General features: G+C 61.7%; 12 protein-coding genes, 1 tRNA gene and 1 riboswitch. Of the genes, 7 read left to right on the forward strand and 6 right to left on the reverse strand.

The window, feature by feature from the left end; translation table 11 throughout:
• A tRNA-Gly gene (locus AC0L14_RS27250) sits at positions 1 to 74 on the forward strand.
• 242 nt (positions 75 to 316) lie between these two features.
• Here AC0L14_RS27250 and AC0L14_RS27255 read toward each other — a convergent pair.
• The 3 genes from AC0L14_RS27255 to AC0L14_RS27265 form a co-directional block, all read right to left on the reverse strand.
• Complete coding sequence (locus AC0L14_RS27255; protein ID WP_473751358.1) at positions 317 to 763, reverse strand: lipocalin-like domain-containing protein; 447 nt, start codon at positions 761 to 763, stop codon at positions 317 to 319.
• A gap of 232 nt (positions 764 to 995) precedes the next feature.
• Entirely contained in the window at positions 996 to 2,000 is a 1,005-nt protein-coding gene (locus AC0L14_RS27260; RefSeq protein ID WP_473751359.1) for a L,D-transpeptidase family protein, read from the reverse strand.
• A gap of 167 nt (positions 2,001 to 2,167) precedes the next feature.
• Positions 2,168 to 3,157: a LysR family transcriptional regulator gene (locus tag AC0L14_RS27265; protein ID WP_095493531.1), complete on the reverse strand. Its 990-nt coding sequence runs from the start codon at positions 3,155 to 3,157 to the stop codon at positions 2,168 to 2,170.
• A gap of 315 nt (positions 3,158 to 3,472) precedes the next feature.
• Here AC0L14_RS27265 and chvE point away from each other — a divergent pair, with 315 nt between their 5' ends.
• From chvE to araD1, 4 genes are all read left to right on the forward strand, one after another.
• Positions 3,473 to 4,537: a multiple monosaccharide ABC transporter substrate-binding protein gene (gene chvE, locus AC0L14_RS27270; protein WP_473751360.1), complete on the forward strand. Its 1,065-nt coding sequence runs from the start codon at positions 3,473 to 3,475 to the stop codon at positions 4,535 to 4,537.
• 100 nt (positions 4,538 to 4,637) lie between these two features.
• A complete protein-coding gene (gene mmsA / locus AC0L14_RS27275) occupies positions 4,638 to 6,170 on the forward strand; it encodes a multiple monosaccharide ABC transporter ATP-binding protein (RefSeq protein WP_473751361.1) in 1,533 nt (510 codons plus the stop codon).
• Positions 6,167 to 7,459, forward strand: a complete 1,293-nt coding sequence (gene mmsB / locus AC0L14_RS27280) for a multiple monosaccharide ABC transporter permease (protein ID WP_123146578.1) — start codon at positions 6,167 to 6,169, stop codon at positions 7,457 to 7,459. The genes mmsA and mmsB overlap by 4 nt, the downstream gene beginning before the upstream one ends.
• Positions 7,460 to 7,743: 284 nt before the next feature.
• Entirely contained in the window at positions 7,744 to 8,736 is a 993-nt protein-coding gene (gene araD1 / locus AC0L14_RS27285; protein ID WP_473751362.1) for an AraD1 family protein, read from the forward strand.
• Between the two features lie 209 nt (positions 8,737 to 8,945).
• Here the strand turns inward: araD1 and AC0L14_RS27290 are convergent, their stop codons facing one another.
• Positions 8,946 to 9,719 carry an ABC transporter substrate-binding protein gene (locus tag AC0L14_RS27290; RefSeq protein WP_473526041.1) on the reverse strand — a complete coding sequence of 258 codons (774 nt, stop codon included), beginning with the start codon at positions 9,717 to 9,719 and terminating at the stop codon, positions 8,946 to 8,948.
• Between the two features lie 93 nt (positions 9,720 to 9,812).
• Positions 9,813 to 10,907 (reverse strand): 2'-deoxycytidine 5'-triphosphate deaminase, encoded by a 1,095-nt coding sequence (locus tag AC0L14_RS27295; protein ID WP_473526042.1) that lies wholly within the window; start codon positions 10,905 to 10,907, stop codon positions 9,813 to 9,815.
• A gap of 124 nt (positions 10,908 to 11,031) precedes the next feature.
• Positions 11,032 to 11,109, forward strand: a riboswitch (SAM riboswitch).
• Positions 11,110 to 11,183: 74 nt separating this feature from the next.
• Between AC0L14_RS27295 and AC0L14_RS27300 the strand changes: the two genes are divergently transcribed.
• Entirely contained in the window at positions 11,184 to 12,374 is a 1,191-nt protein-coding gene (locus tag AC0L14_RS27300; RefSeq protein WP_473751363.1) for an O-succinylhomoserine sulfhydrylase, read from the forward strand.
• A gap of 46 nt (positions 12,375 to 12,420) precedes the next feature.
• Here the strand turns inward: AC0L14_RS27300 and AC0L14_RS27305 are convergent, their stop codons facing one another.
• Entirely contained in the window at positions 12,421 to 13,575 is a 1,155-nt protein-coding gene (locus AC0L14_RS27305) for a ceramide glucosyltransferase (protein ID WP_473526044.1), read from the reverse strand.
• A gap of 227 nt (positions 13,576 to 13,802) precedes the next feature.
• Between AC0L14_RS27305 and apaG the strand changes: the two genes are divergently transcribed.
• Positions 13,803 to 14,195: a Co2+/Mg2+ efflux protein ApaG gene (apaG, locus tag AC0L14_RS27310; RefSeq protein WP_473526045.1), complete on the forward strand. Its 393-nt coding sequence runs from the start codon at positions 13,803 to 13,805 to the stop codon at positions 14,193 to 14,195.
• Positions 14,196 to 14,304: the final 109 nt, after the last annotated feature.

The raw sequence follows: 14,304 nt of genomic DNA on the forward strand, positions 1-14,304 counted from the left end.
GCGGGTATGATGTAATGGTAGCTTGTCAGCTTCCCAAGCTGAACGCGCGGGTTCGATTCCCGCTACCCGCTCCACCTTGTTCCGCAAAGGTTTGTGCCTGATTTAGCAAGAGCTGAAACCCACCAGTTTTGCAGGCAGTTTTACGGTTTTAGTTTTGCTTCGGTTCCTGGAATCGCCGTCGGCGCTTCGGCGAGATCGCATGTCCACCCTTGCGCGCCTTCAGGTGCACACGATCAAACGACCGCTCACCCGTTCCGGTCGTCATGAGGATGGGCCATTATCGTCGCCCGCGAGCGGACTTATGCGAGTTGCACCGTTAGTCATGAGGCGAAACGATCTTCTCGAACCTGACGGTGTGAATGCAGTCGCGACCGTCAATGGGGTTTTTCGCTGGGGCTGATTTGTAAGTCAGCATTCGACTGTCCGTATCGACGAAACGAACTTGCTGGGTGCCCTCCCACGTCGCGTTCCAGCTCATGTCAATATGGTGAATAACTCGATCATCTTCGACCGTGTATGTCCCTGCATAGGCAAACATCGAATCGTAGAGTTCGATCTTTTCTTCAGGGGTAGGGACAAGGTCGTTGGGTGTAATGCGATCTTCATTAAGCACGAGGACCATCACTCGGCCATCCGCAGCATAGGTGATAACGCCTCTGGGATTCTTTCCCAAAGCGTCTCTGACTTCGCCGGATTCAAGGACCTCATAAGTCCAGGAAATCATCCTCCACGATCCCAGCAGCAAAGTTGCCAATTGCGACACGGCACTGACCTCCACGAAGGGTGGATCAAATTAGCATGAAGCCTGACCCTGCCAAAGTTCCGGTGGAACTCGATTTATCCAATTGGCGACATGGCAAGGCAGACTACGGCAAACCACCAACAGCGGACTTTCCTCGATCGAATTCTCTTCCCGAAGCCGATGTTCAATGGATCTGGAACTCGCGACCCAATCTCTTTCGACTTGGCATCTCGAGGGTGGCCAATCTATTCTGCTACGGAGCAAGCTCGTCGACGGCATGGGCGATCTCGTTCTTGAACTCGACTTTCGTGCCCGGCTGCACGATAGAGCCAAGGTCTTCGGCATCCCAATTGGTCAGCCGGATGCAGCCATGCGAGAAGGTCGTGCCGATCTTGCCCGGGTCGGGCGTACCGTGGATGCCGTAGCTTTCGATGGAGAGGTCGATCCAGACCGATCCCACGGGATTGTTCGGCCCGGCAGCGATGGTGAAGGGCCGCTTGGTCTTGACTCCCTTGAATGCGAAGTCCGGATCGTAGTGATAGGTGGGGTTGCGCACCACGCGCTTGACCTCCGCCATGCCGCTTGGCGCCGGGTTTTCATCGCTGCCAATCGAGGCGGGGTAGACTGCGAGCCATTTGCCGGAATGGTCGAGCACGCGCACCAGGCGAGCGCCCTTGTCGACCTCGATGCGGGCTACGCCAGCGGGAGGACCGCCCCGGCCAATATCAGGCACCACCAGGGTCGTGCCGGCCTTCCTGAAGCCGATGCCCGGATTGAGCATCCTGAGCAACTGTTCGCTGATATGGAAGCGCTCCGCCAGCTTCTCTGCCGCGGTGCGATAGCCGAGCCGCCGTAGACGGGCCATCCTCTCCATGCGAGCCGGGATACGCCTGGTGAAGGGTCCGCGCACATCCTTGCGCGTCACCTCATAGGTGACCAGCACCGGGTCGGTGGAAGTTGCCATGAGCTTGTCCCAGGTCTCCCGAGTGAGCTTGCCGTCGGAATGGAGTCCGTTCGCCGCCTGAAAGGAGCCGATCGCCTTGGCGAAGTTCTCTGAAAGCCGGCCGTCGATCAGGCCCGGCGAGAAGCGGGCGCGATCCAAGAGAATCTGCGCCTTCAACACGGTCGGATCGGCATCCTTCGGTTCGCCGGCGGCGAATTGGGCCTGGTTGACGGTGGCTAGGTCCAGCTTGGCCGCCCACGCCCCGCCGCATGCCAAGGCAAGTATCGCGGCGAAGACGAGGAGAAGCCTGATCATCGATAGCCACCCTGGGGCTGCAACAGGAGCCCGCTTCTATGACGCGGCACGGCCCTGTGTGGTTCCTTCGCTCGAGCGATATTCTGAATTGAAGCGACATGACCGAGGGCCGTGCAGCTGCGATAGCTATGCAGTGGATCGGCAATGGATTGCTTGATTTAACGCCGTCAGCCCACCTCTCTCAAAATAAAATCGTGCAGCATCTTGGCTGCCGGCGACAGCGCGCGATTTTTTACTGTGATCAGGCTATAAGGCCTGACCTCGATGTCGAACTCGGTCTGGACGACGTCGATGGCGCCGGCCAGCCCCTCGGGGTTCTGGATGAATTTCGCCACCTGGATCGACACCGGCGCGATGGCGTCCGACTGCGCGACCATGACCAGGGTCAGGAGCAGCGAGCTGGTGTTGAGGATGCGGTCCGGCAGCGCGATGTTGCGGTTCAGGAAATTGCTCTCCATCGCCTGGCGCAGCGGCGAGCCGCCCGACTGGAAAACCCAGTCGTAGGCGGCGGTCTCCTCCAGCCGCACCGCCTTGCCCTTAGCCAGCGGGTGGCCGCGGCGCACGATCAGGCAGGCTTTTTCGACGCCGATGACGCGGGCCTCGAACAGCCGTGGATTAAGGTCGTCGGGGATGCGCGCGATGATGAAATCGTGACGTGTGGCGATCAACTCGCGCGCCAGCACATTGGAGGTCTCGACCTGCATTGTGATCTCGATACGCGGATAGATGCGCCGGATTTCGCGGATCGCCGGCACGGCGAGCTCGATCGCAGGGGCCGTCACCGCGCCCAAGAACACCGAGCCGCCCTTGCCCGCCTTGAGCTCCGATATCTCGCGGTCGACTTCACGCATCTCGAGCAGGATCGAACGCGCGCGCCTCGCCAACGCCTTGCCATAGGGCGTCAGCGTGATGCCGCGCGGCAGCCTTTCGCACAGCTTGACATCGAGCACCGCCTCCATCTCGGCGATCATGCGCGAGGCGGCGGGCTGGGAAATGTTCATGACCTGGGCTGCCGCGCTGACCCGGCCATGGTCATCGAGGGCTGCGATCATGCGCATGTGGCGAAGACTGAGGCCGCTGCGCAGCAGGGTCTCACTCCTGCCGGGACTTTCGCCATAACCATCTGAAAGTCCAGTAGGATCCCGTAGCGCCGCCATGATCTCCGTTTGCTCCTCGCTCGTGGCCGGCCGGCAATCCGGCCAGATCTTTTGTCCACTTTCAGTATATCAGTTTGGGTATAGCAACCACCAAAGATCGCATTTGACAGTTATGGCAAAGAGCCACACCCTTGGCGCGTCCTGAGGCTTGACCGTCGCCAGCGAGAAAAATCGCATCGACTGGAACCGGAGTCTCAGGGCCGATTGGGAGGATACCGGAGATCGATATGACGGCAGCGGCGCGTTTGGCGCTCCTGCGCGATCGCGCGGCCCACGAAACCCAGGGTGCGCGTCCATCAACCAGGGAGAGTTAATGTGAAGATCATCAAGACACTGGCCGCCGTCGCGGCCCTTGGCATCGCGGCCATGACGGTCCCGGCGCAGGCAGGCGAAGGCCTCATCGGCGTGCTGATGCCGACCAAGACCTCGCAGCGCTGGATCAACGACGGCGACGCCGTCAAGTCCCAGCTCGAGGCTCTGGGCTACACTGTCGACCTGCAATATGCGCAGGACGATATCCCCAATCAGCTCAGCCAGTTGGAAAACGAAATCACCAAAGGCCCGAAGGCACTGATCATCGCCTCGATCGACGGCACCACGATGTCGGACGCCCTGCAGAAGGCGGCTGACGCCGGTGTCGTCGTCGTCGCCTATGACCGGCTGATCAAGAAGACCGCGAATGTCGACTACTACACCACGTTCGACAATTTCGGCGTCGGCGTCATCCAGGCGAAATCGCTGCTCAAGGGCCTCGGCTATCCCGAAAACAAGGGTCCATTCAACATCGAGCTGTTCGGCGGTTCGCCGGACGACAACAACGCCTTCTTCTTCTACGACGGCGCGATGTCCGTTCTGCAGCCGCTGATCGACGACAAGACCCTCGTGGTGAAGTCCGGCCAGATGGGCATGGACAAGGTCGGCACGCTCCGCTGGCTGGCAGCGACCGCCCAGGCCCGCATGGACAATCTGCTCTCCGCCAACTACTCGGATGGCAGCCGCGTCGATGGCGTGCTCTCGCCGTATGACGGTCTGTCGCGCGGTATCATCGCCTCGCTGCGCGCCGTCGGTTACGGCACGGCCGATCAGCCCTGGCCAATCGTCACCGGCCAGGACGCCGAAACCGCTTCGGTCAAGGCGATCATCGCCGGCGAGCAGTACTCGACGGTGTTCAAGGACACCCGCGAACTCGCCAAGGCGACGGTCGAACTCGTCGACAAGGTGCTCTCGGGCGGCAAGCCGGAAGGCCTCGACACCACGACCTACAACAACGACGTCAAGGTCGTCCCCTCGATCCTGCTGACGCCGCATGAGGTCGACAAGTCGAACTACCAGGCGCTGGTGGTCGATTCCGGCTACATCAAGGCCGAAGAGCTGAAGTAACCGCAGTTGTAAAAACCGGGGTCCTGCGCAGCGCAGGACCCCTTTTCGTTAGCGAGCGACACCGGTATTGTTTCCGGACCTCGGAGGAGTGGTATTCCTGATGGCCTCGACGATTTTGGAGATGCGTGACATCACCAAGACGTTTCCCGGCGTCAAGGCGCTGTCGAATGTCAACCTCAGCGTCGAGGAAGGCGAGATCCACGCCGTTGTCGGCGAGAACGGCGCCGGCAAGTCGACGCTGATGAAGGTGCTGTCGGGCGTGTATCCATCCGGCACTTATGACGGCGAAATCATCTATCGCGGCGATGAGTGCCATTTCAAGGGCATCCACGACAGCGAGCGCCGCGGCATCGTCATCATCCACCAGGAACTCGCGCTGGTGCCGATGCTGTCGATCGCCGAAAACATCTTTCTCGGCAACGAGCACGCCAGATACGGTGTCATCGACTGGAACGCCAACGAGACGCGCACCAGCGCTCTGCTCAAGAAGGTGGGCCTTAAGGAAGACCCCAAGACGCTGATTACCAATATCGGTGTCGGCAAGCAGCAATTGGTCGAGATCGCCAAGGCGCTCAGCAAGGAAGTGCAGCTGCTGATCCTCGACGAACCGACGGCGAGCCTGTCCGAAAAGGACAGCCAGGCGCTGCTCGACCTGCTGCTCGAATTCAAGCGGCAGGGCATCACCTCGATCCTGATCTCGCACAAGCTCAACGAGATCAACCGGGTCGCCGACAAGGTCACGATCATCCGCGACGGGCGGACCATCGAGACGCTGCCTAAGAAAGACATTTCGGAAGACCGCATCATCACCTCGATGGTCGGCCGCTCGCTAGACGACCGTTATCCGTCGCGCGAGCCCGAGATCGGTGAGATCGTGCTCCAGGTGAGGAACTGGTCGGTCTATCACCCGATCCATGCCGAGCGGCAAGTGATCAAGGGCATCGACATCGACGTCCGCAGGGGCGAGGTGGTGGGTATCGCCGGGCTGATGGGCGCCGGACGCACCGAATTCGCGATGAGCCTGTTCGGCAGCTCCTATGGCCGCCGCATCACCGGCGAGGTGCTGCTCAAGGGCAAGCCCATCGATGTCTCCTCTGTCAGCAAGGCAGTGGAACACGGCATCGCTTACGTCACCGAGGACCGCAAGACCTACGGTCTCAACCTGATCGATCACATCAAGCACAACATCACGCTGGCCAATCTTCCCGGCGTGTCGCGCCATAGCGTGATCGACGACATGCGCGAGCTCGCCGTCGCCAACGACTACAAGGCCAAAACCAACATCCGCTCGTCCAGCGTTTATCAGATGACCGGCAATCTATCGGGTGGCAATCAACAGAAGGTGGTGCTGTCGAAGTGGCTGTTCGCCAATCCGGAGGTGCTGATCCTCGACGAGCCGACGCGCGGCATCGATGTTGGCGCCAAGTATGAAATCTACACGATCATCGCGCGTCTCGCCTCGGAGGGTAAGGCGATCATCGTCATCTCGTCGGAGATGCCCGAACTGCTCGGCATCACCGACCGCATCTATGTCATGAACGAAGGACGTATCGTCGGCGAAATGGCGGCGAGCGATGCCAGCCAGGAAAAGATCATGCGCGCCATCGTTCGCGGAGAAGGAAAAGCATCATGAGCACAGAAAGCGCTCCCGTCCCGAAAAGCGGCGTCGCCGAAGATGTGCAGCAGGGGCCGCGCGTTGCCGTCTCGGCGCTGGTCACCAACCTGCGCGAATACGGCCTGATCCTGGCGCTTATCGCCATCATGGTATTCTTCCAGTACACGACGTCCGGAACGCTGTTCAAGCCGGTGAACTTGAGTAACCTGGTGCAGCAGAACAGCTTCATCATCGTGATGGCGCTGGGCATGCTGCTGGTGATCGTCTCCGGCCATATCGATCTCAGCGTCGGGTCCGTCGCCGGTTTCATCGGCGCGCTGGCGGCGATGATGATGGTCATCTGGCCTCTCGGCCCTTTCAGCAATCCGCTGGTGGTGTCGATCATCTGCCTGATCATCGGCGGCGCGATCGGCGCGGGACAAGGCTACTGGATCGCCTATCACCGAATACCGAGCTTCATCGTCACGCTGGCGGGGATGCTGATCTTTCGCGGCATCTGCCAGGCGCTGCTGGGTGGCGGGTCTTCCGTGGGGCCGCTTCCAGCCGGCTTCAAGGCGCTCAGTTCCGGCTTCATTCCGGACGTGATCGGCTCGTTGACGCTGATCCCGCCGGTCGTGAACGCCGCCGGCAAGACCATCGTCGGCAGCGGGCTGACGCTGCACATGACGACGATCGTGATCGGCCTCGTTGCCGTGCTCGCCTATGCCTATTTCGGACTCAGGGCACGGCGCAGCCGCGAGCGGCATGGCTACCAAGCCGAACCCTTCACGCTGTTCGTCGTCAAGACCCTGGTGACCAGCGCTCTGGCGCTGTTTCTGGTCTACCAATTCGCCACCTATAGAGGTCTGCCAATCGTTCTCGTGGTGATGGGCGTGCTGATCGCACTGTTCGTCTTCGTCACCAAACGCATGACGGTCGGCCGCCGTATCTACGCAATGGGCGGCAATGCCAAGGCGGCGCAGCTATCGGGTATCAAGACCGAGCGGCTGACCCTGATGGTGTTCATCAATATGGGCGTGCTCTCGGCGCTCGGCGGGCTGATCATTGCGGCGCGCCTTGGCCAGGCGGTGCCGGCGGCCGGCCTCGGCAGCGAGCTCGACGTCATCGCCGCCGTGTTCATCGGCGGCGCTTCGGCGATGGGCGGCGTCGGTCAGGTTATTGGCGCGGTGGTCGGCGGTTTCATCATGGGCGTCATGAACAACGGCATGTCGATCATGGGCGTCAATGTCGATTGGCAACAGGTGGTCAAAGGCCTGGTGCTGCTCGGCGCCGTGGTCTTCGACGTCTACAACAAGAACAAGGCTTGAGGGCGAGGGAACTCATGCAGGTCGCCAAACGTGCATCGTGTTGGGACAACGACATGCATAAAACAAGGATTAAAGCGGGCCGCCTTTCAAACGCGGCACGCTTTTAGGAGGCACGGGTCACATCGCGGCGCTGCCGGGCGGCGCAAAGAAGTCCCTCAGGGACCGGGCCCGCGAGCGCAATCCGGACGAACAGTTCACCAGTGGCGCGGATACTATCCGAGCCGCGCTGGTCAAGGTTTGCCAACCCGGCAGCCAGGCCAAAGGCAATTGAGAGAGGGTACATCATGCTGATCTCCCAGATCCTCGACGACGCAGAGACCATCCGCGTCGTTGCCCGCAACGGCGGCAAGACCCGAATCATCAACGGCGCCCGCAGCGTCTATTCGCTGGCGATGGAGGCCGCGCGCACAGGCACCGGACTTGTCGCCCTCATCGAGCGCAAGGGCTTCGGTGAAGCGGTCGACCTCGATGCCGCCTACAAGAAGGGGCGGCTGTTGTCGCCAATCAACCATCCCGACCCGGCGCATCTCCACCTCACCGGCACCGGGCTGACACATCTCGGCTCCGCCGCGACCCGCGATTCCATGCACAAGAAGCTCAGCACCGACGGCGAGGAGCAGCTCACCGATTCCATGAAGATGTTCCGCATGGGGCTGGAAGGTGGCAAGCCGGCCAAGGGCCAGACGGGCGTGCAGCCGGAATGGTTCTACAAGGGCAACGGCACCATGGCGGTGGCGCCCGGTGCGGCACTTCTGTCGCCCGCCTTCGCCGAGGATGCCGGCGAGGAGCCGGAAGTCGCCGGCATCTATGTCATCGGCGACGACGGCGCCCCTTTCCGCGTCGGCTTCACGCTGTCAAACGAGTTTTCCGACCATGTCACCGAGCGCGTGAACTATCTTTTCCTCGCGCATTCCAAGCTGCGCAACGCTTCGTTCGGGCCGGAGATCCTGATCGGCGAACTGCCGTCCGACGTCAGGGGTACCTCGCGCATCGTCCGCGACGGCAAGCTGCTGTGGGAAAAGCCGTTCCTGTCGGGCGAGGCGAACATGTCGCACACCATTGCCAATCTCGAACATCACCACTTCAAATATTCGGCCTTCCGCCAGCCGGGCGACGTGCATGTGCACATGTTCGGCACGGCGACATTGTCCTTCGCCGACGGCATCAGGACCGAGGCCGGTGACGTCTTCGAAATCGAGGCCAAGGATTTCGGCCTGCCGCTGCGCAACCCGCTTGAAATCGAGCAGCCGGTGAAGGTGTCGGTGAAGGCGCTGTAAGGTGGCACCTCTCCTTCTCCCCTTGTGGGAGAAGGTGGATCGGCGCGCGGCGCCGAGACGGGTGAGGGGTGCTGGACGGAATGAGGTGTTGGAACACCCCCTCATCCGACCGAGCTGAGCCTGTCCTCGGGCTTGCCGGAGGCAAGACCCGTGGGCTCGGCCACCTTCTCCCACAAGGGGAGAAGGAAGAACGCACACCCTTCAACCTCTCAATAAATATCGAAATCGAAATATTTGGCCTGGATCTTCTTGTAGGTGCCGTCTGCGACGATCGCATCGATCGCGGCATTGAGCTTTTCGCGCAGCGCATTGTCTTCCTTGCGCACGGCGATACCGGCTTCGGTCTCGGTGCCCTTGACGTCGCCGACCATCTTGCAGCAGCCGTCGCTCGACTTCTTCATCCAGTCCATCAGCACGAATTTGTCTGAAAGGACGGCATCGAGACGGCCGTTCATCAGGTCGGCGACCGCCTCCTCCTGGGTCGGGTAGAGCTTCGCCTCGGCGCCGGCCTTGCTATAGACATCCTGGGCATAGTCGGCCTGGGTGGTCGAAGCCTGCGCGCCGACTGTCTTGCCGGCGAGTGCTGCGGGTTCGGTCGAGGCAATATCGCTGTCCTTCAAGGCCACCAGCGAAAGCGGCGTCGTATAGTATTTGTTGGTGAAGGAGACCTGCTTCTTGCGCTCCTCGGTGATGCTCATGGACGCGATGATGGCATCGAATTTTCTGGCCTGGAGCGCTGGGATCATGCCGTCCCAGTCCTGCGTGACAAGTTCGCATTCGACCTTCATCTGAGCGCAAAGCGCATTGGCAATGTCGATGTCGAAGCCGACGAGCTTGCCATCCGCGGTGATGGTGTTGAACGGCGGATAAGCGCCTTCGGTGGCGATCTTCAACTTTTCCTGTGCTTGCGCCGACATGGCCCCGGCAGCCATCACCAGCATGGCAGCTGCTGCTGCCGATGCGATCCATCTTGAAATCTGCATTTCTTGTTCCCTTGGTTCCAACCACCTTGACGGTTGGGCACAACCAAGCACGGCCTACAAGGTCAGGCAAGCACAGTCTGATTTAATCGGCGATCAGCGTGCGACGCGGAAATGCTTGGACAGTTTCAGGCCCTGTGCCTGGTAGTGCGAGCCGAGATCAGTGCCGTAGAGCGCCTGCGGCCGCTTCAGCATGTGCTCGTAAACCAGCCGCCCGACGATCTGGCCATGGTCGAGGATGAACGGCACTTCGTGGCTGCGCACTTCGAGCACCGCCCTGCTGCCGGTACCGCCGGCCGCCGAATGGCCGAAGCCCGGATCGAAGAAACCGGCATAGTGAACACGGAATTCGCCAACCAGCGGATCGAAGGGCGTCATCTCGGCGGCGTAGAGCGGCGGCACATGCACCGCTTCCTGGCTGACGAGGATATAAAATTCGTCCGGATCGAGCACCAGTTCGCCGGCGCCGCTCTTGTAGAGCGGATCCCAGAAATCGACGACATCCTGTGCCGCGCGCTTGTCGACATCGACCAGGCCGGTGTGGTGCTTGCCGCGGTAGCCGACCAGCCCGTCCTTGTCGCCATCGAGGTCGATCGACAGCGCAATACCGCCGCCGGAAATATTCGGTGGCTCGGTGGCGACGAGCGTCTCGGCACGGTGCAATTCGTGCAGCTCGCTTTCCGACAAAAGCGCATTGCCGGTGCGGAACCTGATCTGAGACAGCCGCGAGCCGGCGCGGACGACGATCGGAAAGGTGCGCGGGCTGACCTCCAGATAGAGCGGGCCGTCGTAGCCGGCAGCGATCTTGTCGAACTCGTGGCCACGATCGGTCATCACGCGGGTGAAGATGTCGAGCCGTCCGGTCGAGCTCTTCGGGTTGGCGGAGGCGGAGATGCTTGCCGGAAGCGCCAGGCTCTCGAGCAGCGGCACGATATAGACGCAGCCCGTCTCCAGCACCGCACCATCGGCGAGATTGATTTCGTGCAGCTTCAGACGGTCGAGTTTTTCAGCAACCCTGTGGTTGGGGCCGGGAAGGAAGGAGGCGCGCACCCGCCAAGCCTTGTCGCCAAGCCTGAGGTCGAGGCTGGCCGGCTGGACCTGGTCGGCATCAAGCGCGCGCGGCGACTTCAGCGCGCCCGACTGGAACAGCGCGGAAATGTCCTGATCAGGAAGAATGCCTGTCTGCCGCAAAGTCTGGCTCCGCTCGAAGGCCGGGCGAGGTCTCGTTTTGTTGCAGGTCCTTGCCACGGAACCTGCTGGTACAACCTCTTAATCATGCCGGCAATTGACGCAAGCGCGGTGCAGGTCTAAAGGGTCATTATCCCGTGGTGATTTGGCCGGTCGGCTTGCAGCCACGTTAAACAAGTCGCTAAAGGACCGTCGGGCCGAAAGGCCGTATGGACCGGTTGCGACTTTCGCGGCCGGTTTTTTTGTGTTTGGACCATTTTTGGTGTTTGGAACAAGGTGATGACGAGCAACAAGCGCAACTGGAAGCCTCAGACCGCCCTCGTGCATGCAGGAACGCTGCGTTCCGGCTTCGGCGAAACGTCCGAGGCGATGTATCTCACGCAAGGTTATGTCTACGACACGGCGCAGGCGGCGGAAGCCCGCTTCAAGGGCGAGGAACCGGGCTTCATCTATTCGCGCTATGCCAATCCGACGGTCGACATGTTCGAGAAGCGCATGTGTGCGCTGGAAGGTGCCGAAGATGCCCGCGCCACAGCATCCGGCATGGCGGCGGTCACAGCGGCGTTGCTGTGCAGCGCCAAGGCCGGCGACCACATCGTGGCGGCGCGCGCGCTGTTCGGCTCCTGCCGCTGGGTGGTCGAAACGCTTGCGCCGAAATACGGCATCGAGGCGACGCTGGTCGACGGCACCGAAATCGCCAATTGGGAAAAGGCGGTCAGGCCCAACACAAAGCTGTTCTTCCTTGAAAGCCCGACCAATCCGACGCTGGAAGTCGTCGACATCGCAGCCGTCGCCTCACTTGCGAATTCGATCGGAGCGCGGCTGATCGTCGACAACGTCTTTGCCACGCCCTTACAGCAGAAGCCGTTGCAGCTCGGCGCCCACATCGTCGTCTATTCGGCGACCAAGCACATCGACGGCCAGGGGCGCTGTCTCGGCGGCGTCATCCTGTCGGACAAGAAGTGGATCGACGAGAACCTGCACGACTATTTCCGCCACACCGGTCCCAGCCTCTCGCCGTTCAATGCCTGGACGCTGCTGAAGGGCCTGGAAACGCTGCCGCTGCGCGTGCGCCAGCAGACGGAAAGTGCCGGCCGGATCGCGGACTTCCTCGCCGAGCAGCCGGAGATCGCCCGCGTCATCTATCCCGGCCGCGCCGATCACCCGCAAGCGGCGGTCGTCAAGAAGCAGATGTCGGGCGGCTCGACGCTGATCTGCCTCGACGTCAGGGGCGGCAAACAGGCGGCTTTCGCCTTCCAGAACGCGCTCGATATCGTGCTGATCTCTAACAATCTCGGCGATGCCAAGAGCCTGATCACCCATCCGGCGACGACGACGCACAAGAATCTGAGCGATGAGGCGCGTGCCGAACTCGGCATCGGGCCAGGCACGCTCAGGCTGTCCGTTGGCCTGGAGGACACAGATGACCTGATCGAAGACATCGACCAGGCACTGAAAGCCGCCAGATAGAGATACGCGCCGAACGGCTTCGCTCGAATCATCAAGCCAAGCGCGGTCAGGCGCCCGACGGGGTCTCTTCCAATTCCACACCGGCGCTGGTGTGGATGGTCATCGTGTTGCCGCGCCAGTCGACGGCACCGCTGAGCCAGCCGCGCACCCAGATGGCGGGAAGCATCACGTCCCGCGCAACCATCGCCGGGATCATGCGCAGCGACAGGTGCCAGCCCTTGGCCGAGGCGAGAGCGCATTCCGGGAGATAGGCGACTACCAGCACGGCGACGGCGGTTGCCGACAGGCTGAAGCCGGCGCCGGCCGCAGCAATCAGCGCAAGCACCAGCGGCGGCGCCGCGCCGACCAATATTTCGGGCGCGAAGAACAGGGGGAAGGTGACCCGGCGCAGGCGTGCCCAGCGGGCCTGGCGCGACCAGATTTCGCCAAACGTGCGCAAACCGAGCGGCTGCTCGAAGGGCGAGGCGACGAGATTGACGCGTAGTCCAAGCCCGTTGACCAGCTTGGTCGCGGCGGCATCCTCGGCGATCTCAGCGGCAAGCGCACGGATGCCGCCATTGGCGTCGAGCATGGGCTTGTTCCACAACATGCTCTTGCCTTGGGCGAAACCGAGGCCGAGCGCCTCGCCGGTATATTGCCAGCGCGCCTGCAGCGTGTTGAGGAAAGCGCATTCGACTTCCGCCCAGAACCCGTCCGGCCGCGAGCCGATCGGCGTCGAGCAGACAAGGCCAGTGTCCGGCCGCCATGCCGCCATCAGATGCTGGACATAGTCCCTCGACATCAGGACGTTGGAATCGGCAAGGATGACCCAGCGGTGGCGCGCTGCCTCCCAGCCCTTCACGCAATTGTTGAGTTTCGGATTGCCGCTGATGCGGTCGTCGCCGACGAGCAGCCGGGCCGGCACGGCCGGAAAGCGGGCGATCGCGTCGGTGATCGGCCCGACCACCGGGTCGTCGGCGTGGGCGACGCAGAAGATGAGCTCATAGCGCGGCCAGTCGAGAGAGAAGGCGCGCTCGAGCGTTTCCTCGGCAAACGGTTCGACGCCGCGCGACGGCACGACGACCGACACCGGCGGCGCCTTGCCGGCTGGCGGCGTGATCCTGCCAGGCCGCTTCAGCTTCAACGAAGCGAGCAGGATGCTGGCGAGATTGACAAGAAGCAGAGCTGTGGAAAGGAAGGCGGCTGTGACTGTCAATTCCATCGATATCTGGTCACTCCAGAAAAAAAACCGGCCGCATGAAAGCCGTTTCAACAGTTCGACAGAATGCTGAGTCGCCCGGCCCTGCACACCATCATTGTCATGTGTCACTTAAATGACATTGTTCTTCGGCACCTGCGCGCAAAGGAGGCGGGCAGCGACGGGAAGCACCCCGTTGACCAGACTGCGGAGAGGGTCGAAAGTTCCGTCTACATATTGTGGAGTAGTCTATGTACAGCGCCGTTACGCGCAACATCGAAGTACAGGTCAGGCCGTTCTATCTGGAAGATCGCTCCGACCCGTCGGAGAACCGCTATGTCTGGGGCTACCAGGTGACCATCGACAACCAGTCGGATGAATTCGTGCAGCTTCTGTCACGCTATTGGCACATCACCGACGGCACCGGCCGGGTCGAGGAAGTGCGCGGCGCCGGTGTTGTCGGCGACCAGCCCGAACTCAACCCCGGCGACAGTTATCAATACACGTCTGGGTGCCCGCTCTCAACGCCATCCGGCATCATGGTCGGCCACTACACGATGCGCAACAAGCAGGGCGAGACGTTCGACGTCGCCATCCCCGCCTTTTCGCTCGACCTGCCGGGCACGCGGCGCACCGTCAATTGACGCTCACTTGGGTTCCTCGCCCTCGCGAAGCGGGGGGAGAGAAGCTATGGGGCGGCGGCGAGGGTTGTGGCACCATCGTTGCTGTGAACTCAACGAATGGAGCGCCCCG

The sequence above is a fragment of the Mesorhizobium sp. WSM4841 genome (assembly GCF_055811515.1).

What these genes read in the sequence shown, in the direction of transcription:
- araD1 (WP_473751362.1), top strand. Translation starts at nt 7,744, where the DNA reads ATGCTGATCTCCCAGATCCTCGACGACGCAGAGACCATCCGCGTCGTT.
- AC0L14_RS27305 (WP_473526044.1), bottom strand. Translation starts at nt 13,575, where the DNA reads ATGGAATTGACAGTCACAGCCGCCTTCCTTTCCACAGCTCTGCTTCTT.
- mmsB (WP_123146578.1), top strand. Translation starts at nt 6,167, where the DNA reads ATGAGCACAGAAAGCGCTCCCGTCCCGAAAAGCGGCGTCGCCGAAGAT.
- AC0L14_RS27290 (WP_473526041.1), bottom strand. Translation starts at nt 9,719, where the DNA reads ATGCAGATTTCAAGATGGATCGCATCGGCAGCAGCAGCTGCCATGCTG.
- AC0L14_RS27265 (WP_095493531.1), bottom strand. Translation starts at nt 3,157, where the DNA reads ATGGCGGCGCTACGGGATCCTACTGGACTTTCAGATGGTTATGGCGAA.
- AC0L14_RS27300 (WP_473751363.1), top strand. Translation starts at nt 11,184, where the DNA reads ATGACGAGCAACAAGCGCAACTGGAAGCCTCAGACCGCCCTCGTGCAT.
- apaG (WP_473526045.1), top strand. Translation starts at nt 13,803, where the DNA reads ATGTACAGCGCCGTTACGCGCAACATCGAAGTACAGGTCAGGCCGTTC.
- AC0L14_RS27260 (WP_473751359.1), bottom strand. Translation starts at nt 2,000, where the DNA reads ATGATCAGGCTTCTCCTCGTCTTCGCCGCGATACTTGCCTTGGCATGC.
- mmsA (WP_473751361.1), top strand. Translation starts at nt 4,638, where the DNA reads ATGGCCTCGACGATTTTGGAGATGCGTGACATCACCAAGACGTTTCCC.